At 69.6% G+C, this 23,768-nt stretch carries 28 protein-coding genes; 17 read left to right on the forward strand and 11 right to left on the reverse strand.

Features of this window, described 5'->3' with window-relative positions:
• The first annotated feature begins 91 nt into the window (after window positions 1-91).
• The 11 genes from moxJ to FZ033_RS04925 all read left to right on the forward strand — a co-directional run bounded on the left by moxJ (window position 92) and on the right by FZ033_RS04925 (window position 9,242).
• A complete protein-coding gene (moxJ, locus tag FZ033_RS04875) occupies window positions 92-1,018 on the forward strand; it encodes a methanol oxidation system protein MoxJ (protein ID WP_149575010.1) in 927 nt (308 codons plus the stop codon).
• Between the two features lie 49 nt (window positions 1,019-1,067).
• Complete coding sequence (gene moxG / locus FZ033_RS04880; protein WP_149575011.1) at window positions 1,068-1,670, forward strand: cytochrome c(L), periplasmic; 603 nt, start codon at window positions 1,068-1,070, stop codon at window positions 1,668-1,670.
• A gap of 17 nt (window positions 1,671-1,687) precedes the next feature.
• Window positions 1,688-2,005, forward strand: coding sequence for a methanol dehydrogenase [cytochrome c] subunit (locus FZ033_RS04885; RefSeq protein ID WP_149575012.1), 318 nt, complete (start codon window positions 1,688-1,690; stop codon window positions 2,003-2,005).
• Window positions 2,006-2,182: 177 nt separating this feature from the next.
• Window positions 2,183-3,214, forward strand: coding sequence for an AAA family ATPase (locus FZ033_RS04890; protein WP_149575013.1), 1,032 nt, complete (start codon window positions 2,183-2,185; stop codon window positions 3,212-3,214).
• A complete protein-coding gene (locus FZ033_RS04895) occupies window positions 3,211-4,080 on the forward strand; it encodes a DUF58 domain-containing protein (RefSeq protein WP_232847330.1) in 870 nt (289 codons plus the stop codon). The genes FZ033_RS04890 and FZ033_RS04895 overlap by 4 nt, the downstream gene beginning before the upstream one ends.
• Before the next feature lie 82 nt (window positions 4,081-4,162).
• On the forward strand, window positions 4,163-5,140 hold the full coding sequence (locus tag FZ033_RS04900; protein ID WP_188079306.1) for a nonribosomal peptide synthetase MxaA: 978 nt from the start codon (window positions 4,163-4,165) through the stop codon (window positions 5,138-5,140).
• Window positions 5,137-6,183, forward strand: coding sequence for a vWA domain-containing protein (locus FZ033_RS04905; RefSeq protein WP_149575014.1), 1,047 nt, complete (start codon window positions 5,137-5,139; stop codon window positions 6,181-6,183). Before FZ033_RS04900 ends, FZ033_RS04905 begins: the two co-directional genes overlap by 4 nt.
• A complete protein-coding gene (locus FZ033_RS04910; protein WP_149575015.1) occupies window positions 6,180-6,773 on the forward strand; it encodes a tetratricopeptide repeat protein in 594 nt (197 codons plus the stop codon). Before FZ033_RS04905 ends, FZ033_RS04910 begins: the two co-directional genes overlap by 4 nt.
• Complete coding sequence (locus FZ033_RS04915) at window positions 6,773-7,750, forward strand: VWA domain-containing protein (RefSeq protein WP_149575016.1); 978 nt, start codon at window positions 6,773-6,775, stop codon at window positions 7,748-7,750. The genes FZ033_RS04910 and FZ033_RS04915 overlap by 1 nt, the downstream gene beginning before the upstream one ends.
• The gene (locus FZ033_RS04920) at window positions 7,747-8,277 is read left to right on the forward strand and encodes an SRPBCC family protein (RefSeq protein WP_149575017.1); all 531 of its coding nucleotides are present in this window, start codon (window positions 7,747-7,749) and stop codon (window positions 8,275-8,277) included. Before FZ033_RS04915 ends, FZ033_RS04920 begins: the two co-directional genes overlap by 4 nt.
• Complete coding sequence (locus FZ033_RS04925; RefSeq protein ID WP_149575018.1) at window positions 8,274-9,242, forward strand: YVTN family beta-propeller repeat protein; 969 nt, start codon at window positions 8,274-8,276, stop codon at window positions 9,240-9,242. The genes FZ033_RS04920 and FZ033_RS04925 overlap by 4 nt, the downstream gene beginning before the upstream one ends.
• Before the next feature lie 96 nt (window positions 9,243-9,338).
• Here the strand turns inward: FZ033_RS04925 and FZ033_RS04930 are convergent, their stop codons facing one another.
• Entirely contained in the window at window positions 9,339-10,421 is a 1,083-nt protein-coding gene (locus FZ033_RS04930) for an ABC transporter substrate-binding protein (RefSeq protein WP_188079307.1), read from the reverse strand.
• Window positions 10,422-10,569: 148 nt separating this feature from the next.
• Here FZ033_RS04930 and FZ033_RS04935 point away from each other — a divergent pair, with 148 nt between their 5' ends.
• The 6 genes from FZ033_RS04935 to FZ033_RS04960 all read left to right on the forward strand — a co-directional run bounded on the left by FZ033_RS04935 (window position 10,570) and on the right by FZ033_RS04960 (window position 15,538).
• Window positions 10,570-11,280: an FCD domain-containing protein gene (locus FZ033_RS04935; protein ID WP_188079308.1), complete on the forward strand. Its 711-nt coding sequence runs from the start codon at window positions 10,570-10,572 to the stop codon at window positions 11,278-11,280.
• A gap of 74 nt (window positions 11,281-11,354) precedes the next feature.
• A complete protein-coding gene (locus FZ033_RS04940; protein ID WP_149575021.1) occupies window positions 11,355-12,212 on the forward strand; it encodes a fumarylacetoacetate hydrolase family protein in 858 nt (285 codons plus the stop codon).
• A 117-nt stretch (window positions 12,213-12,329) separates the two neighbouring features.
• Entirely contained in the window at window positions 12,330-13,247 is a 918-nt protein-coding gene (locus tag FZ033_RS04945; RefSeq protein ID WP_149575022.1) for a VOC family protein, read from the forward strand.
• Between the two features lie 17 nt (window positions 13,248-13,264).
• Window positions 13,265-13,657, forward strand: coding sequence for an SDR family NAD(P)-dependent oxidoreductase (locus FZ033_RS04950; RefSeq protein ID WP_188079309.1), 393 nt, complete (start codon window positions 13,265-13,267; stop codon window positions 13,655-13,657).
• 53 nt (window positions 13,658-13,710) lie between these two features.
• The gene (locus tag FZ033_RS04955; protein ID WP_149575024.1) at window positions 13,711-14,100 is read left to right on the forward strand and encodes a nuclear transport factor 2 family protein; all 390 of its coding nucleotides are present in this window, start codon (window positions 13,711-13,713) and stop codon (window positions 14,098-14,100) included.
• Between the two features lie 214 nt (window positions 14,101-14,314).
• Window positions 14,315-15,538 (forward strand): acetyl-CoA C-acetyltransferase, encoded by a 1,224-nt coding sequence (locus tag FZ033_RS04960; protein ID WP_149575025.1) that lies wholly within the window; start codon window positions 14,315-14,317, stop codon window positions 15,536-15,538.
• An 81-nt stretch (window positions 15,539-15,619) separates the two neighbouring features.
• Here FZ033_RS04960 and FZ033_RS04965 read toward each other — a convergent pair whose 3' ends face one another.
• Genes FZ033_RS04965 through FZ033_RS05010 form a run of 10 tightly spaced genes read right to left on the reverse strand, consistent with a single transcriptional unit; the run spans window position 15,620 to window position 23,736 of the window.
• Window positions 15,620-16,462, reverse strand: coding sequence for an alpha/beta fold hydrolase (locus FZ033_RS04965; protein ID WP_210247859.1), 843 nt, complete (start codon window positions 16,460-16,462; stop codon window positions 15,620-15,622).
• A gap of 48 nt (window positions 16,463-16,510) precedes the next feature.
• Entirely contained in the window at window positions 16,511-17,395 is an 885-nt protein-coding gene (locus tag FZ033_RS04970; protein ID WP_149575026.1) for an MBL fold metallo-hydrolase, read from the reverse strand.
• A gap of 47 nt (window positions 17,396-17,442) precedes the next feature.
• Window positions 17,443-18,060, reverse strand: a complete 618-nt coding sequence (locus FZ033_RS04975; RefSeq protein ID WP_149575027.1) for a glutathione S-transferase family protein — start codon at window positions 18,058-18,060, stop codon at window positions 17,443-17,445.
• Window positions 18,061-18,089: 29 nt separating this feature from the next.
• Window positions 18,090-18,872, reverse strand: coding sequence for an alpha/beta fold hydrolase (locus FZ033_RS04980; protein ID WP_188079310.1), 783 nt, complete (start codon window positions 18,870-18,872; stop codon window positions 18,090-18,092).
• On the reverse strand, window positions 18,869-19,345 hold the full coding sequence (locus tag FZ033_RS04985; protein ID WP_149575029.1) for a nuclear transport factor 2 family protein: 477 nt from the start codon (window positions 19,343-19,345) through the stop codon (window positions 18,869-18,871). The genes FZ033_RS04980 and FZ033_RS04985 overlap by 4 nt, the downstream gene beginning before the upstream one ends.
• A 37-nt stretch (window positions 19,346-19,382) precedes the next feature.
• Window positions 19,383-20,129, reverse strand: a complete 747-nt coding sequence (locus FZ033_RS04990) for an ABC transporter ATP-binding protein (RefSeq protein WP_210247860.1) — start codon at window positions 20,127-20,129, stop codon at window positions 19,383-19,385.
• Window positions 20,126-20,878 (reverse strand): ABC transporter ATP-binding protein, encoded by a 753-nt coding sequence (locus FZ033_RS04995; protein WP_149575030.1) that lies wholly within the window; start codon window positions 20,876-20,878, stop codon window positions 20,126-20,128. Before FZ033_RS04995 ends, FZ033_RS04990 begins: the two co-directional genes overlap by 4 nt.
• Window positions 20,875-21,753 carry a branched-chain amino acid ABC transporter permease gene (locus FZ033_RS05000; RefSeq protein ID WP_149575031.1) on the reverse strand — a complete coding sequence of 293 codons (879 nt, stop codon included), beginning with the start codon at window positions 21,751-21,753 and terminating at the stop codon, window positions 20,875-20,877. The genes FZ033_RS04995 and FZ033_RS05000 overlap by 4 nt, the downstream gene beginning before the upstream one ends.
• Window positions 21,750-22,619 carry a branched-chain amino acid ABC transporter permease gene (locus FZ033_RS05005; protein ID WP_149575032.1) on the reverse strand — a complete coding sequence of 290 codons (870 nt, stop codon included), beginning with the start codon at window positions 22,617-22,619 and terminating at the stop codon, window positions 21,750-21,752. Before FZ033_RS05005 ends, FZ033_RS05000 begins: the two co-directional genes overlap by 4 nt.
• Window positions 22,620-22,623: 4 nt before the next feature.
• Window positions 22,624-23,736 carry an ABC transporter substrate-binding protein gene (locus FZ033_RS05010; RefSeq protein WP_149575033.1) on the reverse strand — a complete coding sequence of 371 codons (1,113 nt, stop codon included), beginning with the start codon at window positions 23,734-23,736 and terminating at the stop codon, window positions 22,624-22,626.
• Between the last annotated feature and the right edge of the window lie 32 nt (window positions 23,737-23,768).

A 23,768-nucleotide genomic window follows, 5' to 3' on the forward strand; every position in this document is an offset into this window, starting at 1 on the left:
CACCGCCCCCGCCGGGCGCCGCCATGCCCTGCGGCGACCGGCTCCTTCCCGCATCACCCGCAGGCGCGGGCCTTCCCATCGGGAGCGCAGCATGACCCATTCCGCACCCACCGCCCGCCGTTTCCTCTTCGCCGGCCTGCTCCTGTCGCTCGGCGCGGTGCCGGCCGCGGCCCAGTCGCCCGCGGCACCGGCGCCCCAGGCAAAGGCGCAGGACACCGCCAAAGCCGCCGCCCCCGCCGATCCCGGTGTGCTGCGCGTGTGCGCCTCGGAGGTGGAAGCGCCCTTCTCGCAGAAGGAGGGCAAGCCGGGCGAAAAAGCCGGCTTCGAGAACCGCATCGCCGAGGTGCTCGCCACCGCCATGGGGCGCAAGGTCCAGTTCGTCTGGACCGCCAAGCCGGCGATCTACCAGGTGCGCGACCAGCTCGATCCCAAGTTCTGCGACGTGGTGATGGGCGTCGATACCGGGGATGCGCGCCTGCTCACCTCCAAGCCCTATTACCGCACGTCCTACGTGCTGGTGACCCGCGCCGACCGCAACATCACCGCCACCGACTGGCAGGACCCGCAGGTCAAGGCGCTGGGCGGCCACTTCGCCATCCGCTTCTATTCCCCCGGCGAGACCATGCTGAAGCGGCTCGGCAAATATGAGGACAATGCGGCCTATCTCTACGGGCTCGTGAACTTCAAGTCGCCACGCAACCAGTATGTGCAGATCCCCGGCGACCGCATCGTCTCCGAGGTGGCGAGCGGGGAAGCCGAGATCGCCTTCGCTTTTGCGCCGGAAGTCGCGCGCTATGTGAAGGCCTCGCAGGTGCCCCTGCGCATGTCGCTGGCCGGAACCTCCATCACCCGCTTCGACGGCACGGACGTGCCGCTGCACTACGACCAGTCGGTGGGCGTGCGGCGCGACGATGCCGCCCTGCTCGCGCAGATCGACGCGGCGCTGGTGAAGGCCCGGCCACAGATCGACGAGATCCTCGTCGAGGAAGGCATTCCCCTCCTCAAGCCCAACAGCTGAGCCACGCGCCCCCGCGCTTATTGTTGAACGCACATTCCGGCAGGTCCTGATGCTCAAGAGTTTCCGATCGCGCGCCCTGAAGGGCCTCGTCGCCATTGCCCTCGCCTCCGGCTTCACGCTCGCGGCCCATGCGGCGCTGACCTTCACGAACACTGTAACGGGCCAGCCGCTCGACCTGTCGGAGGCGATGGAGGAGGGCCGCGACACCGAGGCGGTGAAGAAATTCCTCGCCACCGGCGTCAACCTCTACATGGAAAATCCCACCTGCCTCGCCAGGGGCAAGGACCTGTTCACCTCCATGTGCTCGGGCTGCCACGGCCACTACGGCGAGGGCAAGATCGGCCCCGGTCTCAACGACAGCTATTGGACCTACCCGAAGAACATGACCGACCAGGGCCTGTTCGAGACCATCTTCGGCGGCGCGCAGGGACAGATGGGGCCCATGTACGGCGCCCTCACCCTGGACGACATGCTGCTGGTGATGGCCTGGGTGCGCCACATCTACAAGGACGACCCGAACGATGCGGTGTGGCTGACGCCGGCCCAGCGCGCCGCCTTCAAGCCGTTCAGCGAGAAGGAGGATCACACGCCGCCTGTGGAGCAGGCGCCGGTGTGCAAGGTGTCGACCGCCAGTGCGGCCGGCCTGAAGTGAAAAGGGGAGGAAACCACATGACCCGTTATGATCGCACCCGCCGCCGCATCACCCTCTGCGCCGCCGCCGTTTCGGCGGCCGGCCTTCTCGCCGCCTCGGGCGCCCTTGCCTATGACGGCACCAATTGCCGCGCGCCCGGCAATTGCTGGGAGCCGAAGCCCGGCTTCCCGGAACAGGTGGCCGGCTCCAAGTTCGACCCCAAGCACAATCCGGCTGAGGTCGCCAAGCAGTCGCAGTCCATCACCGCAATGGAAGAGCGCAACCAGAAGCGCGTCGCGTATTTCCAGAAGACCGGCCAGTTCGTCTACGACGTGAGCAAGATCCCGTCCAACTGACGACGGTCCCTGCAATCCCCCACCAGCAAGGCAAGGCCTCATACTCCGAGCCGGGCAATCCTCCGATGGATGGTGGGCAACTGGCGCGGCCGGCCGGGATGTCATGCGGGACCCTTTAGTCCCCCAGCCCGGCGGCTGCGCCCTTTTCACCGCGCGGCTTTCAGGAAGGCGTACCCCATGCAGGTCCTCGCCGGCTCGGCCCCCTCGCTCGCGGACTGGCGCGCCCGTGCGCTCGAATTCGAGCGCGAGGTGGCGAAGGTGGTGCTAGGGCAGGAGCGGGTCATCCGCCTCCTCACCATCGCGGTGTTCGCACGCGGCCATGTGCTGCTGGAAGGCGACGTGGGCGTGGGCAAGACCACCCTGCTGCGGGCCATGGCCCGCGCCATCGGCGGCACCTATGAGCGGGTGGAGGGCACCATCGATCTGATGCCCACCGATCTCGTCTATGACGCGCGCATCGGCGACGACGGCCGCCCCCGGGTGGACCCCGGCCCGCTGCTGCGGCGGGGCGACGACCTCTCCATCTTCTTCTTCAACGAGATCAACCGGGCGCGCCCGCAGATCCATGCCCTGCTGCTGCGTCTGATGGCCGAGGGCACCGTCTCCGCCTTCGGGCGCGAATTTCACTTCCCCCATCTCCAGGTGTTCGCCGATCGCAACCGGGTGGAGCGGGAAGAGACCTTCGAGCTGCCCGCCGCGGCCCGCGACCGCTTCTTCATGGAAGTGCAGGTGAAGGCCCCCACCGACGCCGCCAGCCGGCGCGCCCTCATCTTCGATCCCCGCTTCCACCTCATGGACCGGCTGATCGACACAGTCGCGGAAGGTGTGCTCGACCACGCCCGGCTCGATGCCATCGCCGGCGCCATCCAGAACGGCGTCCACGCCAGCGAGGCCATCGCCGCTTATACGGTCGCCCTCTGGGATGCGGTGCGCGCGCCCGACGCCGCCGGCATCACCCTGCCGGGGGTGCGGATGGATCGCCTGGTGCAGGGCGGGGCGAGCCCGCGCGGCATGTCTTATCTGGTTCGGGCGGCGCGGGTGCGGGCCTGGCTCGAAGGCCGCGACATGATCGTGCCGGAAGATCTGCGCGCCGTGTTCCCGGAAGTGATGGCCCACCGCATCTTCTTCGATCCGGTCTATGAGATGCGGCGCGAGGAGATCGCCGGCGCCCTCTGCCGCGCCGCCTTCGAGACGGTCCCTGCGCCATGATGAACCTCGAAGAGGCTGGCGCCCCTCCCGATCAGCCGCTTGCCCTGCCCTATCGGCTGCGCTGGCGCCCACGCGGCGAGCGGCCGGGCGCCCATCCGGCCCGTGGCGAGGGCGGCGACGGCACCTTCCGGGGCCTGCTGCCCCTCATCGCCCGGCCCGATCCCCGCCGCATCGACCTGCGCGCCTCCCTGCGCGACCCGTTCGAGGCGATCCATGTCCGCAACTTCGCCCCCCGTCGCGCCATGACGGTGGCGGTGCTGGCGGACGTGTCCGCCTCCATGGCGTTCGACGGGGTGCGCGAGGCCACCGCCGAGTTGGCCGCGACACTGGCCGCTTCCGCCGTGGCTGGAGGAGACGCCTTCACGCTGCTTGCCGCCGATGCGGGGACGCGCGACGACATCGACCTGCCCGCCACCCGCCGCCGGGGCCTGGCGCAGGAGGTGCGCGCGCGGCTTCTCGAAGCCCCCTTCACCGGACGCTCGGCCGGCGGGCTGGTGGAGGCGGCTCTGCGGCTGCCCCAGCGCCGCTGCCTGGTCTTCCTCGTGTCCGATTTCCTTTTGCCCGCCGCCGACCTCGGAGCGCTGCTCGATGCCCTGTGGCGGCACGATGTGGTGCCCGTGGTGCTGCGCGACAGCCGCGCCGAGGGCGATCTGCCCGCCTTCGGGCTGATCGAGACGCGAGATGCGGAAACCGGCGCACGCCGCCTCGTCCTCATGCGCCCGGCCTTGCGCGAACGCTGGCGGGCGCAGGCACGCGAACGCATCGCCGCCCTCGACGCCCTTTTCGCCGGGCGTGGCCTTGGCGCCTTCCATCTCTCCGACCGGTTCGATGCCGATGCCCTCGTGGATTTCCTGGCGCGCCGCTAGAGCGCGATCCGGGCAAATTGAACCAATTTGCTCGGTGAATCGCCCTCTAGACTCAAGAAGGAGAACACGTCGTCCGATCAGCTTGCACGGCAAGCTGATCGGCGCGTGCTCTCGGCGCAGCCTTCTCGCGGCCTGCCTTCTCGTCGCGCCCCTCGTCGCCGCGCCAGCGCGCGCGGCGACGGTGGAGCTGTTCGCGCCGCGCCCGTTCGGCTATTTCCTGGGCGACCTGATCACCCTTGAAGCCGTGGTCACGCTGGATCCGGGCTTCCGGCTGGAGCCGGGCAGCCTGCCCCGCCCACGCCCTGTCACCTATTGGCTCGACCTGCGTAGCGCCGATCTGACCGAGCTGCCGAACGCCAACGGCGCCCGGCGCTATCGCCTCCTCCTCACCTACCAGAGCTTTTACGCGCCGCTGGAGACACGGGCGCTCGACATCCCCGCCGTGCCACTCACGGCCCGAGACGGCGACCATGTGCTCAACCTCACGGTGCCGGGCTGGAGCTTCGCGTCCTCGCCGCTGCGCTCCCTCGTCGCCGGCGGCGCCGCCAATCCCATGGCGCTCCAGCCGGATATCGCACCCTCGCCCCATCCGCTCCGCGCTGACCTGAGGCGCGCGGCCGGGGCGGCGGCGGTGGCGCTCGCATGCCTCCTCGGCCTCGCAATCCTGCGCGGCTGGGGGCCGTTCGGCCGCCTGCGTCCGCCGTTCGCGGCGGCCGCGCGGGACATCCGGCGCATTCTCGCCGCACCGACGGCGGAGGCCTATGCCAAGGCCCTGCTGAGGCTCCACCGCGCTTTTGACGCAGCCGCCGGCCGCCGCCTGCTGGCCGACGATGTGCCCGCCTTCCTCGCTGAAGCTCCCCACCTCGCCACCGAGGCGGACGCCATCACCCGCTTCTTCCATGCCTCACGCCTCGCCTTCTTCGGCAAGGGCGCGGACGCGGCCAGGGCGCAGATGACGCCAGACGCGCTGCTCTCCCTCGCCCGGCGGCTGGCGGTGGCCGAGCGCAAGGGCGCGGCGCGACCGGCGGCTGCTCACGCCCCCCGGGAGGCGACGGCATGAGCATGGCTGTCGATCACCCGACGCTGCTGGCGCTGCTGGCCTTCTGCCTGCTGCCTCTCGTAGCCCATGCACTCTCGGGAACCCGCGTGCCGGGCCTCGTGACCGTTCCACGCGATGGCCTCTCCCGTGCCGTCGATGCGGGATTGAAGACAGCGGGCGTCGTCGCCATCGCCGCCTTGGTGCTCGGCCTCGCCGGGCTCCACCTGACATCGCAGACGGTCACGCGGGTGGGATCGGGCGCGCATCTGGTGCTGCTGTTCGACCGTTCCGCCAGCATGGACAACACCTTCGCCGACCGCCAGCCGGGACAGGGGGAAGAATCCAAATCCGCCGCCGCCAAGCGGCTCATCACCGATTTCCTCGGCCGCCGGCCTCGGGATCGCATCGGCGTCACCGCCTTCTCCACTTCGCCCATACCGGTGCTGCCCCTGACCGACCACCACGACGCGGTGGCGGCCGCGGTGGCGGCCATCGACCGACCGGGCCTCGCCCTCACCGACGTGGGCCGGGGGCTGGCGCTGGCCTTGTCCACCTTCGACCGGGACGACGCGGGCGCTGCGCGGGCGGTGCTGCTGGTGTCCGACGGGGCGGCGGTGATCGACCTTCGGGTCCAGGCGGCCCTGCGAGACGCGGTGAAGCGCAGCCCGGTGCGCATCTACTGGCTGTTCCTGCGCACCGCCGGCTCGGCTGGCATCTTCGACACCCCCCGCGCGCCGGGCGAGGACACTCCCCAGGCCATGCCGGAGCGCCACCTCAACCTGTTTCTCGCCAGCCTCGGCGTGCCCTATCGCGCCTTCGAGGCGGGAAGCCCGCAGGCGGTGGCCGACGCCATCGCCGAGATCGACCGGCAGGAGACCGCGCCCCTCTCCTATGTGGAGCGCATCCCGCGCCGCGACCTCGCGCGCCCAGCCTATGCCCTCGCCGCTCTGGCGACGATGCTGCTTCTCCTCGCCCGCAGCGCCGAGCGCGGGCTCGGGGCGCGGCCGGCGTCCCGCCCGCAGGACGCCGGCCGGGATGCCGGCCAGATCAGGAGGGCGGCATGAGACCGATCCCCCGGGCTTGGCCCACCAACTGGCCCACGCGGAGGCTCATCGACGCGGCGCTTCTAGCTCTCGGCGTCGCCGCGTTCGGCATGCTCCTCGCCCTCGGCGCGCGCATCGGCCTGAACGCGTTCGAGAACCGCACCATCACCGCCCTCGCCGATGGCCGTGACGTGCCGGTGGCGGATACAGCCACGCCCCGGCTGCTGCTGGCACGGGCGCATTTCCTGATGGTGCGCGACCGCTTCGACGAAGCCCAGCCCCTGGTGGATCGCCTCTCCCGCACCGACGAGCGCGCGCTTGCCGTCGCCGGCCTGTATGATCTCGCCAATGCGCGCCTTGCCCGCGCCATCGCCCATCTGGAGCAGACTGAGATCGACCCCGCCATTCCGCTGGTGCGGCTGGCCAAGGCCGGCTACCGGGCGGCGCTGGAGCGGGATCCGGGGTTCTGGGACGCGAAATACAATCTCGACATCGCCATGCGCCTCATCCGCGACTTCCCGCAGATTGAGCAGGAGCCGCAGGACGACGCCCAGGAGACGCCGAAGCGGCTGTGGACCGATTTGCCCGGCCTGCCACAGGGCCTGCCGTGATGGCCCGCCCCCGTCCGCGCACCCTTCTCCTCGCCGCGGCGCTGGCGGCGGCCCTTGCCGCCACGCTGGCCCCGCGCCTGTCGACCCGCACCACCGCCTTCCGCCTCCTGGCCGTGGTGGATGTGACCTTGTCCATGAACGTGCGGGACCACACGCGCGATGGGCGGCCCGTCTCCCGCCTTGAGGAGGCGAAGACGACGCTGCGCGCGCTGGCCGCCCGCCTGCCGTGCGGCTCGGAACTGGGCCTCGCCATCTTCACCGAGCGGCGCAGCTTCCTGCTGTTCGAGCCGATGGAGGTGTGCGCGGATTTCGCCCCGCTCGACGGCGCCATCGGCAATCTGGACTGGCGCATGGCCTGGGAGGGCGACAGCTACATCGCCTCGGGCCTCTACTCCGCCATCGCCCTCGCCCGCCCCCTCAGCGCCGACCTGCTGTTCTTCACTGACGGGCAGGAGGCGCCGCCCTTGCCCGCCTCCGGCATCCCGCCGTTCGAGGGCGAGGCGGGGGCGGTGCGCGGGCTCATCGTCGGCGTCGGCGGCCCGACGCCCGTGCCCATCCCCAAATTCGACCGCGACGGCCGCGAGATCGGCTTCTACGGCATGGACGACGTGCCGCAGGAGAACCGCCACGGCCTTCCGCCCACGGGTTCCGAAGAGCGCGAGGGCTTCCATCCCCGCAACGCACCCTGGGGGGCCGATGTCGCCACCGGCGCGGAGCATCTCAGCGCCGTCCGCACCTCCCACCTGGAGGCCCTCGCCGAGAAGACCGGCCTCGCCTACGCGCCGCTCGCCGATGCGCCGGCCCTTGCCGACGCCATCGCCGCAAGCGCCCGCCCCCGCGCGGTGCCGGGCATCTGGGACAGCGCCCCGCTCCCCGCGGCCCTCGCGCTGGCATTGCTCATCGCCTTCTTCGCGGCCGGCGTATGGCGCGCCCGCCGGTCCCTCCCTCATCCCATCACAAGGATCCGCGTTTCATGAGAGTGCATCTCGCCGCTCTGGCCGTCGCCTGCACCACCCTCTTCGCGTGCCCGGCCACCGCCCACGGGCCGACGCCGCAGAAGGCCGAGGTGCGCACCACCATCGCAGCCTCCCCCGATGCGGTGTGGAAGCTGGCTGGCGATTTTGCCGGCATCGGCGCCTGGCATCCACTGGTGAAGGCGGTGAAGGCCACCGGCGGCAACGCGCCCGGCGCCGAGCGCACGCTGGTGCTGGAAAAAGGCGAGATTACCGATGGCCTCGATACCTACGACGCCGCGACCCGCAGCCTCAGCTGGCGCCTCAACACGGAGAATGCGGAGGCGCTGCCGGTGAGCTTCTACACCGCCACCATCACCGTTTCCGGCGCCGGTGCCGGCAGCGCGGTGGTGTGGGGCGCCCGCTTCTATCGCGGCGACACCAGCAACTTCCCGCCCGACGAGCTGAACGACGAAGCCGCAGTCGCCGCCATGACCGCCTTCTTCGAAGCCGGGCTCAAGGGCCTCAAGGCCAAAGTCGAGGGCAAGTGAGGATCGCGCCGTCGAGGAGCGCGCGGGCGCTGCTGCTCGGCGCCCTTCTGGTTCTGGCGCAGATGGCGGGCGCCGTGGTGGCGCAGGCGGCGCGGCTGTTCGTGGTCTGCCAGGCCGGAGCCGAAATCAGCGTGATCGACACGGAAAGCGGCACGGTGGAGCATACCATCGCCGTGGCCAAGGCGCCCGCTGGCATCGGCCTGTCGCCGGACGGCAAGACCGCCTACGTCACCCATCCCGATGCCGGCCTCCTCACCCGGATCGACACGACGATGCGGCAGGTCATCGATACCACCTCCATCGGCGGCCAGCCCTTCGCCGTGGTGGCCGATCCCGGCAGCGGCGTGCTCTATGTGAGCGACTGGTCGGCGGACGCCGTCTATCGGCTCGACCCGCACACGCTGGCCCGGACCGGAACGGTGAAGGTCGGACGATCGCCGGCCGGCCTCGTCCTCGACGCCCAAGGGCGTCGGCTCTATAGCGCCGACCGTGAGAGCAATGCCGTCAGCATCATCGATCTTGCCTCATTTTCCCGCCTTGCTTCGGTGGCTGTCGGCCAGGCGCCCTACGCTTTCGACACCGGAAACGACCCGCGCTTCATCGCCGTCGCCAATGTGCGCTGCGGCGATGTCTCACTGATCGACAAGACGGACCACACGGTTTCAAGCCTGCCAGCGGGCAAGATGCCCTACGGCCTCGCCGTTATCCCCGGGACCGGGCGCATCCTGGTGGCGAACCAGCAATCGGGCACCGTGAGCCTGCTGGACCCGCAGGCGGGCCGCCAAGCCGGGTCCCTGCGTCTCGGTGGCTCGCCCGAGAGCGTCGTCATCAGCCCCGACGGACGGCAGGCCTATGTGAGCGAATGGTTCGACGACGCGGTGGCGGTGATCGATCTTGAGGGTTTGGCGATGCGAGCCCGGATCAAGGTCGGGCGGGGGCCGCGCACCATGGCCCTGGTGCCGTGATCCCGCGTCGCATCTCCGGCACAGCGGTGCCGGTGTGGCGCCGCGCCATGTGCGCAGGACGGCCGGCCTCGGTCCACCCGCGTCCGCGCGGCGGCCTCACCCACCCAGATAAGCGCGGACGAGGCGCTCGTCGTCCAGCAGCGCCGGCCAGCCGCCGGGGGGCACCTCATGCACCAGGCGCCCCAGGGACATGACATAGCCGCGATCCGCCACCTCCGCGATGAGGCGCACGTTCTGCTCCACCACCAGGATGCCCATGCCCCGCCCCTTCAGGTTGTGCAGCAGCTCCAGGATGTGCTTCACGATGAGCGGCGCGAGGCCGGCGGAGGGCTCGTCCAGCATCAACAGGCGGGGGCGCAGCAGCAGCGTGCGGGCGATGGCGACCATCTGCTGCTGCCCGCCGCTCAGAAGCTGAACCGGCGCGTCGATCCGCTCCTTCACGACCGGCAGCAGGTCGAACAGCTCGGCATCGTCGCCGAGGCATCTGGGGCGCCCGCTGCGCTGGCCCATCCGCTCGGCGAGGGCGAGGTTCTGGCGCACGGTCAGCTCCGCGAACAGCGCCCGGTTGTCGAGCACGAAGGCCATCCCCTCTCCCGCCCTGCGGTGGCCGGGCTCGGCCGTCACGTCGCGTCCGGCGAAGCGGATGGCGCCTGCGCTCGGCCGCAGCAGGCCGGCGAGGGCGGCGCGGGCGTTGAGCTCCTGCGGGGCGAGCAGATGCACCACGCAGGTGCGCCTCGCCTCCACCGCCGGCCCCATGCCGGAGAGCGCCACCTGCGGCAGCTTGACGGAATCGGTGAGGCCGCCGATGGCCACCGTGCTCGGCAGGTTCGAGGAGCCGATCAGCGCCCGGACCCTGGTGGAGCGGATGAGACCCGTCGCCTTCGAGATGGCGGTGTCCGGATTGGAGGAGTCGTCCTCGATGACCAGCTTCAGCGGCCGGCCGCCGATGCCGCCCGAGGCGTTGACGATCTTTTCCGCGAGCAGAGCGCCGTCCCGCTCGGGCTGGCCGACGCCCGCCACCGGGCCGGTGACCGAGAGGATGGCCCCGATGGTCACCGGCTCCCCGGAGGTCGCCTGTCCCTGCGCGCGGGCCGGGGCCGTTCCGGCGGTGGACAAGGCCATGCCGGCGATGAGCAGCAGGACACGACGGCGCTGGGCGCCGCATGAGGTGCGTCGCATGAAGGTCTCCTCCCCCATTGGTTTCTTGGCGCTGAAGCACGATGATGCGACGCTATGAATTAAATTCGATTATATAAAATATCTTCGAAAATAAATCTGAGCTAGGATGACCTTGGCGATCGGAAATCGCCAAGGCGGGAGAACGACGGTGGCGCAAGCGGCAAGCGTGAAGGTGGCCGGAGCAGCGGCGGAGCGCGGTGGACGCACCCGAACCGCCGGCGTCTACGAGGAATTGCGTCGCGACATCGTGCGCAGCCTCTGGAAGCCGGGCGTGCGCCTGCGTTTCGAGGAGTTGAAGGCGCACTATGACGTGGGGCTCAGCCCGCTGCGCGAAGCGCTGATGAAGCTCGCCTCCGACGGGCTCGTGGAACTGGAGGAACACAAGGGGTTTCGCGTCGCGCCGGTGTCGCGCGCCGGCCTCCTCGACATCACCAACATGCGCAAGGAGCTTGAATCCATGGCGATTCGGCTCTCCATCGCCCATGGCGACGACCACTGGGAGGCCGGCATCGTCGCCGCGCTCCACGAACTGGCAAAGCGCAGCAAGCTCGGCCCGGACGGCCTGGTCGACGACGAATGGGAGACGCGCCATCGCGCCTTCCACAACGCCCTCACCGCCGCCAGCGGCTCGGAATGGCTGCAGCGCTTCCGCTCCCAGCTCTACGACCAGGCAGACCGCTACCGGCGGGTCGCAGTCCATTACATGCACGCGCCGCGCGACGACCTCGCCGAACACCGAGAGATCGCCGATGCGGTGCTGGCGCGGGACACGGAGGCCGCCGTGTTCCTGTCGCGCCGCCATCTCGACCGCACCTGCCAGATCCTCCTCTCATCTCCATCCCATATATTCGGTGATTGACTACATTTTCGAAAATAAACTTGAACGTGCGAAAATCGTCCCCTAAGGTGCCGTCATCCTAAGGAGGCACCCCCATGCGTCTGGTTTCCTATGCTCTGGACGGCCGTACCGGCCTGGCGCTGCGCACCCCCGACGGGCTGAGGGACCTCGGTCCGCGCAGCCTGGAAGACATCCTCGCCGCCGGCCCCGAGGCCCTCGCCGCCCTCGCCGCCACGGACGGGCCGCTCCTTGATGCGGCGGCGGTCGCCTACCGGCCCGTGCTCGCCCGACCTGGCAAGATCCTGTGCATCGGCCTCAACTACGTGGACCACGCGGCCGAGAGCCCTTACCTGAAGGTGCCGGACTATCCGGCCGTGTTCCCCCGCTTCTCCTCCAGCCTCATCGGCCACGGCGCCCCCATCATCCGCCCCACGCTGTCGCGTGATCTCGACTTCGAGGGCGAGGTGGCGGTCATCCTCGGGCGACCCGGCCGCCACATCGCCAAGGCCGATGCGCTCGCCCACGTGGCCGGCTACTCCATCTTCAACGACGCCTCCCTCCGCGACTACCAGTTCAAGTCGGCGCAGTGGACCGTGGGCAAGAATTTCGACGCCACCGGCCCGTTTGGCCCGGACTTCGTCACGGCGGATGAACTGCCTCCGGGCGCCCACGGGCTGAGGATCGAGACCCGGCTCAACGGCACGGTGGTGCAGGGCGCCTCCACCGCCGACATGTGCTTCGACGTGGCGGCCCTCGTCTCCATCGTCAGCGAGGCCATGACCCTGGAGGCCGGCGATGTCATCATGACCGGCACGCCCGCCGGCGTCGGCTTCGCCCGCAAGCCGCCCCTGTACATGCGCGACGGCGACATCTGCGAGGTGGAGGTGGAAGGCCTCGGCATCCTGCGCAACCCGGTCCACGACGAGGTGGCCTGCCTCCACGCCGCCGCCTGAAGCGTTCAGGCCGGGGCGCCGGCACGCGGCGCCCCCTTCTTCAAGAAGAGTTTCGAAACCCGAACCAAACTCCGACAAGAAGCCGCGCCACAGCGGCCGCAACACAAGAGGAACGCCATGACCAGTCTCGTGAACCGCCTGGGCTATGTCGCGCTCAACGTGACGGATCTCGACGCCGCCATCGCCGACGCCACCTCCATCACCGGCCTCAGCCTCGTCGAGCGCAACGCCGACAGCGCCCAGCTCACCTCCAACCGCCAGCATGCGGAGCTGGTGCTGCACCGCGCAGGACAGGACGCCGTGCGCGCCATCGGCCTCGAGGCACCGGGCGCCGCCGAGGTCCAGGAGGCCGCCGCGCGGGCGCGCCGGCTCGGCTGGAACATCATCGCCGAGCATCCCTCCCTCGCCGGCATCTCCCACGCCGTCACCATCGTGTCGGCCGAGGGGCACGTGCTGGAGATCCACACGCCCCTGCCCGAGGACCAGCCGCGCCGCCACGACGGCCCCGGCATCCACCCGCGCCGGCTGTGCCACGTGAACCTCGCCTCGCAGGACCCGGCGGCGTTGGCAGACCTGCTGGCGCAGACCCTCGGCCTCAGGCTCTCCGAGCGCACCGAGGGCTGCGAGCTCATGTGGATGCGCGCCAGCGACGGGCGGCACCACACGGTCGGCATCGCCAAGAGCGCACAGCCGGGACTTCACCACTTCGCCTGGGAATTCGCCCAGTTCAGCGACTTCATGCGCCTTGGCGACCTGCTCGACACCCAGGATCGGCTGATGGTCTGGGGCCCCGGACGGCACGGCTGCGGCGACAACCTGTTCTCCTATTACGTCGATCGCGCCGGCTTCATGGTGGAATGCTCAGCGGAGATGGAAGTGATCCTCGACGACCGTCCGCCCAGCGTCATCTCCTGCCCGCCCGACCTCAGCAACATCAAGGTGGTGAACCGCTGGGGCGCGCCCCCGCCGCGGGACTGGATCGAGCACATGTCCACCTTCGCCGCGCCCGGCGGCCCCATCGCGCTGGCGAGCTGAACGTACGGGAGAGCAGTATGGATCTCTCGGGCAAGGTGGTGGTCGTCACCGGAGCCGCATCCGGCATCGGCCTCGCCATCGCAAATGCTACCGCGGCCGCCGGCGCCACGGTGGTCATGGCCGGCATCGCCGACGAGCGCCTCGCGGCCGCGGCCGCGCGCATGGACGCGGAGGGGCGGCGGGTGCTCGCCATCCCCACCGACGTGCGCGATACCGCGGCGGTGGAACATCTGTTCACCGCCGCCGTCGAACGCTTCGGGCGGATTGACGCGGCCGTGGCCAACGCCGGCATCATCGGCGCCGTGACCGAGCCCGAGGAACTGGCGCGCTACGTGGTGTTCGCCTTGAGCGACGCCGCCCCGCACATGACGGGCACCCTGCTCAAGATCGATTCCGGCCGCACCCTCTGAGACAGCGCGTCCATACCGCAATCCCCAGACCGAATTCCCCCGACGGAGGCACCATGCCCACCGATGCCGACATCCCCAGCCTCATCCGTGACCTCGAAGAGAGGCGCTACGCCGCCATGCTCGACGCCGACATCCCAACCCTCGACGCCCTGCTCTCGGACCAACTGGTCTACACCCACTCCAACGCCACCGTGGACGGCAAGGCGAGTTACCTCGCCAAGGTCGCGGACAAGTATTTCGACTATCTGGACATTGCCCATCCCGAGGAGCAGCTGATCCTCAACGGCTCCGCCGTCCTCGTGATCGGCCGGATGACGGCGCGGGTGGTCGTGGAGGGCAAGACCCAGCGGCATCTCAACAACAGGACCCTCACGGTCTGGGTCCGGGAGGGGGAGGCCTGGCGCGTAGCCGCCTTCCAACCGACACCCATCCCCCAGAGCTGACGCCCGCCGGAGCGACGCTTTCGCCACACATCGCAAGCTGATGCCGGCAGATCTCTCTTTTCGGTTGCGTGGAGACTGATCCCCTGTACTGGTGAAGTCCATCGAAATACTGTGTAGCCACGCCAGCCGCGCGTTGCGACGGAAGCGGCCGGCGCCGCATCGATGGGCCGAGCCTTCGGCCGCAACTCCCATCCAGCCGAGAGCCGCCGAGACCATGAGCGAGCGCGATCCCGTCATCTGCGAACCGGTGCGAACCGCCGTCGGGCGCTATGGCGGCATGTTCAGGGAGGTTCCGGCCGCGCGGCTCGCAAGGCGGGTGATCGAGGCGCTGATCGCCCGCACCGGCATCGACCCGGCACGGATCGACGACGTGCTCTTCGGCCAGTGCTATCCCAACGGCGAGGCCCCGGCCATCGGCCGCGTCGCGGCGCTCGACGCCGGACTTCCCGTCACCGTTCCCGGCTTGCAGATCGACCGGCGCTGCGGCTCCGGCCTCCAGGCCGTACTGGACGCAGCGATGCGGGTGCAGACGGGCGTCTGCGACGTGGTGATCGCTGGCGGCGTCGAGAGCATGAGCCGGGCCGAATATTATTCCGAGGACGTCCGCTGGGGTGCCAAAGGGCGCCCCACCACGCTGCATGACCGGCTCGGACGCGGTCGCGTGACGTCCGGCAGCGAGCGCTATCCCGTGCCCGGCGGCATGCTGGAGACAGCGGAAAATCTCCGCCGCGCCTACGGCATCGGCCGGGAGGAACAGGACGAGCTCGCCGTGATCTCCCACCAGCGGGCGGTGGCCGCCATCGCGGATGGCCGCTTCGCGCAGGAGATCGTGCCGATCGAAGTGCCGGGCAGGCGCGGGACGCCGCCCGTCGAGATCACGCGTGACGAGCACCCGCGCGCCGACGCCAGCATGGCGACGCTCGCCGCGCTGCGGCCCCTCATGCTGACGCAGGATGCCGACGCCACCGTCACGCCCGGCAATGCCAGCGGCCAGAACGACGGCGCCGCCGCCTGCCTCGTCACCACGCGGGAGACCGCGCAGGCGCTCGGCCTCAGGCCGCTGGCCCGTCTCGTCGGATGGGCGGCGGCAGGCGTGGCGCCGAACGTGATGGGCATAGGCCCGGTGCCGGCGACCGAGAAGGTGATGGCGCGGACCGGCCTGTCCCTGAAGGACATGGACCTGATCGAGCTCAACGAGGCCTTCGCAGCGCAAGTGCTGGCCTGCACCCGCGAATGGCGGTTCGGCAAGGCCGACTTCAAGCGCTTGAATGTGAATGGCTCCGGCATCTCGCTGGGCCATCCCGTTGGGGCAACCGGTGTGCGTATCCTCGCCACGCTGCTGCGCGAGATGGACCGGCGCGGCAGCCGCTATGGCCTCGAAACCATGTGCATCGGCGGCGGACAGGGCCTCGCCGCGATCTTCGAGCGCCTCGGATGAGAACGCGCGGGTACCACCCCGCGCGCACCCTGCCCTTCTCCGGCGCCCGACCATGGCGGCCGGGCAGCCTTCGCCGCGCCATCAGGGCTTCAGCGTCCTCGCCCAGCCCGCGATGGCGGCAACCACCGCGTCCGGCTGTTCCGGAATGAGCGCGTGGCTGGCATTGTCCACGGTGGCAATGGTGACCCGATCGCCGAATGCCGCCTTGATGTCGTTGGCGGTGGAGCGCGGTCGGAAGGGATCCTGCAGCGCCTGCAGGTCGAGCAGGGGCGCCGAGCCGCCGGACCACCACTCCTCCTCCTTCGGCGCCGCAATGATGGGCCGCTGGTAGGCCGCCATCCCGGGATGCCACCCCGCCAGCCAGACCGAGGCATCGTTGCCCGGTGCGAAGAAGGCCACCTTCAGCGCGGCGATGCGCTGCGCATCGGGCAGGGTCACGTTGCCGGCGTCACGCAGGGACACCAGCAGCTCCTTCGGATAGGCCTTGGATGCAGCGGCGGCGATGACCACGCCGCGCACGAGGTCGGGATGGTCCACCGCAGTCATGCGGGCGACCCAGTTGCCGAAGGCGTGCCCGACCACGATGGCCCGCCCGTCCTGCGCTGTCTCGATGGTGACGGCGACATCGTTGGCGAGATCGTGCAGGGTGATGCCCTCGGTGGGGCCAGTGCTGGCACCGGCGCCACGCGGCTGGGGCCGCAGCACGCGGAACCCGGCCTTGGCGAGCCCCTCCGCCACCGCGTCATAATCCTCGGAATCCCGCGCCGACGACGGCAGCAGCACCATCAGCGGGCCCTTGCCCTCGTCGATGACGTCGATAGCCACGTCACCGCGCTTGATGGTGTAGCGCGTGCGAGCCTCTCCGGCCTGCGCCACGCTGGCCCAGCCGACGGCGAGTGCCATCGCCGCAAGCAGCATCTTCATTGTTTCCTCCCTGTATGGATTGTTCTGCGCCCTGCTCCCGACCGGGGCTCACCAGCCCGCGGGCTCGAAGGCGTAGCCCTCGCCCTGACGGCGGATGTAGCCGCAATGGGGCGCGCCGAAATGCATGGGCATCACCAGCGTGCCGCGCTCGGCCTCCCGCGCCAGCAGGGCCGCGCGGGTGCGGCGCGCCACATCCGGCAGGGCGCAATAGGTGGTGTTAAGGGTGGGATCGACGATCTGCGCGGGACTGTGCATCACGTCGCCGCTGAACAGGCCCTCCTCCCCGCGCGAGCGGATGCGGTAGGTCTGGTGGCCCACCGAATGGCCCGGCGCCGCCTCGATGGCGAGCACGTCCGCGATTTCCCCATGGTCGGGAATGAAATCGGCGAGGCCAGCCGCCACGATGGGGCGGATGCTGTCGTCGAAGGCGGCGTCGATTATGGGGTCAGGCGATTGCGCCAGCGCCTCCACATAGTGGTCGTATTCGAGCTTCGGCATCAGGTAGCGGGCATTGGGGAAGGTGGGCACCCAGCGCCCGTCGGCGGACAGCACCGTGTTCCAGCCCACATGGTCGCTGTGGAGATGGGTGTGCACCACATGCGTCACCGTGTCGGGCGCCGCGCCCGCCGCCTCCAGCCACGGCAGCACGAGGCCGTTGAGCTGGTGCATGCGCGCCGCCGCGCGCGGCTTGCGGTTGCCCACCCCGGTATCGACGATGATGACATTGCCGCCGGCATGCACGATCCACAGCTGGATGGTGACGATGAGCCGGTGCATCTGCGGCACGTAATGATGCGGCGCGAGCCAGCTCGCGTTGTCCTTGAGCAAGTTCGGAGCCATGTCCGGGAACAGGAAGGCCGGATCATGGGTGGGCGCGGCGTATTCGAGAAGGCGGGTGACGCGAACTTCCCCCACCATGCGCGATTGAATCATGGAATCCTCGACGGGTTTGGGCTTGCGGGCGGACGGACGCGGAACGCTCAGGAATCGTCCACCACCGGATTGGCCTTCACCGAGGGCCGCTCCAGGAACTCCCCGTGCCAGGCCGCAAGCGCCGGGCGACCGTTGCGCCATTCGAGGAAGGGGAAGCGGAAGTCGAGATAGCCCAGCGCCGTGCCGACGGTCAGGTGGCCGATGTCGAACGGCCGCCCGGTGAGGAGCTCCACGTCGGCCTCGAGACGGGCGAGCACCCGCTCCACCTTGCGCGCATTGGCGGCGACGAGGTCGGCCGACTGCATGCCTTCGCCGCGCAGGCGCTCAATGAGCCACAGGAGGCCGAAGTCCATCAGACCGTCGCCGAGCGCCTCGTTGCGCAGCGCCACCAGCCGCTCCGGCCAGGCGGCGGGGAACAGGCGGGGCTTGTCGTTCAAGCTGTCCAGATACTCGCAGATGACATGGGAATCATAGACCACGGTGCCGTCGTCGAGCACGAGAGTGGGCAGCTTGCTCAGGGGGTTGTCGTCCATGAGCGCCTCGTGGGCCTTGAAGGGCGAGGCCACCGTGCGCACGCAGGCGACCTGATCCTGAAGGCCCAGCTCGTGGATGGCGATCATCGCCTTGCGCACGAACGGGGAGCGGGGGGACCAGTGCATCTTCATGGAAATGGGCTTTCGGTTTCGGCGCGGCCTCACGCGGCGCGCCAGAAGGCATCAAGGTGCTGCGCCACCGCGTCCGGGGACTGGTGGGCCATCACGTGTCCGCTCGGCACCACCTCGAAATGGGCGCGGTCGATTGCGGTCGCTGCCTCGGCGATGAGGGCGGGCGGTCGCAGCGGATCGTGGGCACCGGCCAGCAGCAGCACGGGGCAGCGCACGACGGCGAGCGCGGGCGCGGGATCGAGCGCCGCCAGCATGCGGTAGGTGGCGGCATAGCTCGCCGGATCGTTGCCGAGCCAGCGGGCGCGATAGGTCGGGAAGCGGCCGTTGCCCCGCAGCACCTGAGGATAGGTGAGTGCCAGCTCGCCGTCGGCGATGGAGGCCATGCCTCCCGCCTCCAGGGCTTCGGCCCGCGCGCGCACCGCCGCGCGCCGTTCGGCCGCGATCCCGAGCGCCGGCCCCATGAGGGCAAGCCGGCCGACGCGATCCGGGTGTCGCGCCGCCATGTGGAGCGCCACCGCCCCGCCCACCGCCATGCCGCACAGGTCAGCCGGCCCGGTGATGGAAAGCGCGTCGAGCAGCGCGACGAGATCCGCCACCAGATCGTCCATGATGCCTTCGCCGCGCAGCTTGGAGGCATCGCCGAAGCCGCGCATGTCATAGCGCAGCACGGTGCGGCCCTCGACGACCCGCGGCAGCAGCGGCGCCCAGCTCTCGATGGAACCACCCATCTCGTGGATCAGCACCAGGGGGGCGGGCCCGTCGCCGTCGAGGGCGTAGCGGGTGCCGCTGCCGTTGACCTCGATCCAGTTCATTCCGCCGCCCTCGGGGCCGGCGTCCGCCCCGGGAAAGGCCGGCCCGCCCATCCCTCGCTGAGCGGGGAGAGGAAATAGAAGGAGATCCTGCGCGAGGCGAAGCGCCAGCGGCCATCCACCCGGCGCATCACGTCGTCATAGTGCCCGGCGGAGACGAAGGAGACGCCATCGGTAACGGACAGATATTCCATGGAGATGCGCCCGGTGGCGATGTCGCCATCCACCTCCACCGTGCCATTGGTGCAGAAGTGCCAGAAATCCTCGGCGAGCTTCGGCACCCGCTCGCTGAAGAAGGCGTGGAGCGCATCCCTGCCGCTCACGGCTTCAAGCCCCTCGAACACCCCGTCGGGGGTGAACAGCGCCACGAACTCATCCCACCGGCGCTCGTCCAGCAGATGGCAGTAATGGGCGCGGAGCTGGGCGATCTCCAGCTGGTCCTCGACCAGCTTCAGGCGTTCCTCGATGTTCTTCATCTCGTCCGTCCCGGATGTCTTGTGTCTTGGTTTCGGCTCAGAACAGCGTCAGCAGCCTGGCATGGTCGCGGAGGTCCTCCGGCTTGCCTTCATAGATCATCACGCCCGACTTCATGGCCACCACCCGGTCGGAGACGGCGAAGGCCTCGCCCACGTTCTGCTCCACCAGGAGGATGGACATGCCGCGGCGCTGCTGGATGGCGCGGATGGGCGTGATGAGATCCTGGAACAGCTTGGGCGCGAGCCCGATGGACGGTTCGTCGAGCAGCAGGATGCTCGGGCGGGACAGCAGCGCCCGGCCGATGGACACCATCTGCTGCTGCCCGCCCGAGAGCTGGCCGGCGCGCTTGCCCCAGAAGTCCCTCAGCTTGGGCAGAAGCTCCAGCACCTCGTCGACACGGGCGCGGCCCTCGCCGGCGTCGAGGCTTGCCGACCAGAGCGCCAGGGTGAACGTCTCCTTCACCGTGAGCCCCGGGAACACGCCGCGCCCTTCCGGCACATAGGCGACGCCATCCCGCGCCATCACGCTGGGATGGGGCTTCAGCGGCCGGCCGCGCAGCCTCACCTCCCCCGCATCCGCCGGATGCAGGCCGAACAGGATCTTGAGCAAGGTGGACTTGCCCGCGCCATTGTGTCCGACAAGGCAAAGGACCTCCCCGCCCGCAAGGTCGAGGTCGATGCCGCTCAACACCTCGCGTCCGGCATAGGAGGCGCGCAGGCCGCGCACCGCCACGGCGGGCGCAAGGGTGGCGGTGGTGGCGGCGACGGAGACGGCCATGTTCATTCCCTGCGCTCCCCGAAATAGATGGCGATCAGCTCGGCGTTGCCGAGGATCTCCGCCGGCGTGCCCTCGGCGAGCTTTCGGCCCTGGTCCAGGAAGGCGATGCGGTCGGCGAGCTCGGTGACGATGTCGAGATTGTGCTCGATGAGGCACACCGTGACGCCCGCTGCCGTCGCATCCCTTACCAGCTTCACGAAGCGCGAGCGCGAGGCCGGATCGAGCCCTGAGGCCGGCTCGTCGAGCAGCCAGATGGGCGCCCCCGTGGCGATGATGCGCGCCATGGAGAGGAACTTCGTCTCCGCATAGGAGAGGTCCACGGCCCGCGTGCCGGCGAGTTCCTCCAGCCCGGTGGCGGCCAGAGCCCGCTCCACCTGGAGCCGCCGCGCCGCCGCGCCCGAGCTGCCGCCGGGCTGCCACAGCCAGGGCGTGGGCTCGATGGCGGCGAGCACGTTGTCGTACACGCTCATGGAGCCGAACAGGCGCAAGTCCTGGAACGAGCGGGCAATGCCCTTGAGCGCCACCTTGTGCGGCTTCTGCCGGAGGATGGACTGCCCCTTCAGCTCAACCGCGCCACGGTCCGGCACCAGATGACCGGTGATGAGGTTGAACAAGGTGGTCTTGCCGGCGCCATTGGGGCCGGCAAGGGCGGTGACGACCCCCTGGCGCAGTTCCAGGGTCACGTCCTGGACCGCGGCAAGGCCGCCGAAGGAGCGCGAGATGCCGCGCGCGGAGAGCAGGACGGGCGCGCTCATCTCGCCCCCCGCGACAGGCCCACGAGGCCGCTCGGCCGGAAGATCATGAGCAGCGTCATGAGCGCGCCGTAGATGAATTGCTGCACGGTGCCGATCTCCGTGGAGGGAATGAAGGACAGGAACGAGAGCGCGGCCGGCAGGCTGAGCAGGGCGATGGCGCCGATGATCGGCCCGGTGAGGGTGCCGGCGCCGCCGATGATGACCATGGCCATGAGCACCACCGACTGCTCGAGCGTGAAGCTCTCCACGTTCACGAATGCCATGTGGAAGGCGAACAGGGCCCCGGCGATGCCGACGAAGAAGCAGCCGATGACCACCACCAGCGTCTTCAGGGCGCGCACATCCTTGCCGAAGGCTTCGGCGGCGCTCTCGCTGTCGCGCAGGGCCATGAGCGAGCGGCCGAAGCTGCCGCGCATCAAGGTCCGCACCACCAGCAGCGTCATCGCGAGGTAGACGAGGGCCAGCGCCAGGAAGGCATCGGGGGAGGCCACGTCGAAGCCGAGGATTCGCGCCGGCGGAATTCCGACAAGGCCGCCCACGCCGCCGGTGAAGCCGTGCGCCTCGGCGAAAAGGGTGGTCGCCATCATCTGCAGCCCGAGGGAGGCGGCGACGAAATACTCGCCGCGCACCCGGAGTGCCGGCAGGGCGAGGCACAGTGACAAAGCCGCCGCCGCCACCGCTGCCGCCAGCGCAGCGAGGAGGAAATCCGGACTGAAGGTCAGCGCCACCTGTGCCGCCACATAGGCGCCGATGCCGAAGAACATGGCATGGGCAATGGAGAAAATGCCGGCATAGCCGATCAGCAGGTTAAGGCTGGTGGCGGCGATGCCGAAGATGGCGACGAGCGTCGCCAGATTGACGAGATAGGCGATCATCGCGCGCCCGCCCTCCCCATAAGCCCGTTGGGGCGGAACAGGATGAAGCCGAACAGCACCACGAAGCTCGCGGCCTGGCTCCACTGCGTGTCGATGACGCTCACCACTAGGTTCTCCACGAGGCCCAGCAGCAGGCCCGCGAGCGCGGCGCCGCGGATGGAGCCGATGCCGCCCACCACCGTGGCCGCAAGGGAGACCAGCACCACATGCGCACCGTCCGCCGGCTGGATGCCGGTGGTGACGGTGGTGAGGATCGCGCCCGGCACCGCCAGTGCGGAGCCGAGCACGAAGGCGAGCGCCGACAGGCGGCGGGCGGAGAGCCCGTAGGCCCGCAACAGCTCGGGATTTTCCGAAAGCGCCCGCAGGCCAAGCCCGGCATGGGTGCGTTCCAGGAACAGGCTGACCGCCGCGAATACGGTGACCGCCACACCCAGCGCCACCCAGAACACCGGCGCGACATAGAGCCCCGGCAGCACCTGCGCGGCCCGCGTCAACGGCACGGAGATGGTGGCGAAGCCGCCGCCGAAGAAGAACTGGATGAGGGCCTGCATGGCGATGCCGGCGCCGAAGGAGGCGACGAACACCGTGAAGAAGGAGCCCTCGTGCTTCTGGATCGGCCGGTAGACGAACGCATCCATGAACAGGCCGAACGCCACCGCCGCCATGAGTGCGACGAGGCTGGCCAGCGACCAGTGCAGCCCGAGCTGCACCGCCTCCAGGAAGGCGTAGCCGGCCAGGATGAATGTGGCGCCATGGGCCACGTGGAAGACGCGGGTGGCGCCGAAGATCAGCGCGAAGCCCGCGGCTGTGAGGGCATAGAGCATCCCGGTCTGGATGCCCGCCACGGCCAGCTGGGTCAGGAGCATGAGATCAGCTCACCTTCTCGAACTTGCCGTTCTGCACGCGGTTGAGCTGGGTCGGCATGTCGATGGCGCCGGTCTGCGAAAAGCGCGCGCGACCGCCCACCAGGTCGAAGGTGGCGGAGGCGATAGCCTCCTTCAGGGTCTCGCCGGTCACCGGCTTGCCCTCCTTCTCCAGCCGCTCGATGAGCTGGGCGTAGAGCAGCACCGCGTTGTAATAGTTCTGGGCATAGGTGTTGGGATTGTCCTTGTATCTGGCGCGCCAGCCATCGACGAAGCGGCGGGTGAGCGGATCGGCGGCGTCCCAGTCTGCCACCTGCGAGGTGAAGAGCACGCCGTCGGCCTCGGGCAGCGCCGCAACCGAGGGGGTGCCGCCCACCGAGTAGGTCATGATGGGCTGGGTGATGCCGTTGTCGCGCAGCTGCTTGAAGATCTGGGTTTGCTGGGTGCCGTAGCTCGCCACATAGACGAGATCCGGCTTGGCCTCGCGGATCTTGGCGATCATGGCCGAGAATTGCTGGGCCGAGGGCGCGGCGCTGAACTCGCCCACGAGCGCGGCGCCGATGGCCGGCAGGCCCTCCTGGAGGCCCTTGCGCAGCGCGTTGCCGAGCGGGTCGTCGAGATAGATCAGAACCACCCGCTTTATGGCATTGCGCTTCATCCAGCCGAAGGCGGTGGGCAGTTCCTGGTTGGCGAGCGGAATGATGTTCCAGAAATAGGGGGAGAGGCCGGCAAGGTCCGGCCCCACGCCGCCGCCGTTCACCATCAACACCTTGGAGCGCGTGGCGATGGGCTCGGCCGCCTTCGCCACGCCGGTGAGGCCCACGAGCACGTAAGGCGCGCGGTCCACGTTGGCGAGCTTTGACATGCCGACGGCGCCGCCCTGGGGCGTGCTCTGGCTGTCCTGCGCCTTGAGCACGATGGGCTGGGAGAGGCGCTTGTCCTGCGCCACATGCTCCAGCCCGAGGGCGGTTGCGGATGTGTAGATCGCGCCGAGCTCGGACAGCAGCCCGGTCATCGGGAACAGGGTGCCGAGCACATAGGGCTCGGTCGCGGCGCGGAGCGTCGTTGGCAGCGCGGCGCTCGCGAGCATGCCGGCGAGGACGGTGCGGCGTGTCAGCATATTGTTTTCCCTCCCTTTTTTCGGCGCCGTTG

It is taken from the genome of Xanthobacter oligotrophicus (genome assembly GCF_008364685.1).
In the GTDB taxonomy this organism is placed as follows: domain Bacteria; phylum Pseudomonadota; class Alphaproteobacteria; order Rhizobiales; family Xanthobacteraceae; genus Xanthobacter; species Xanthobacter oligotrophicus.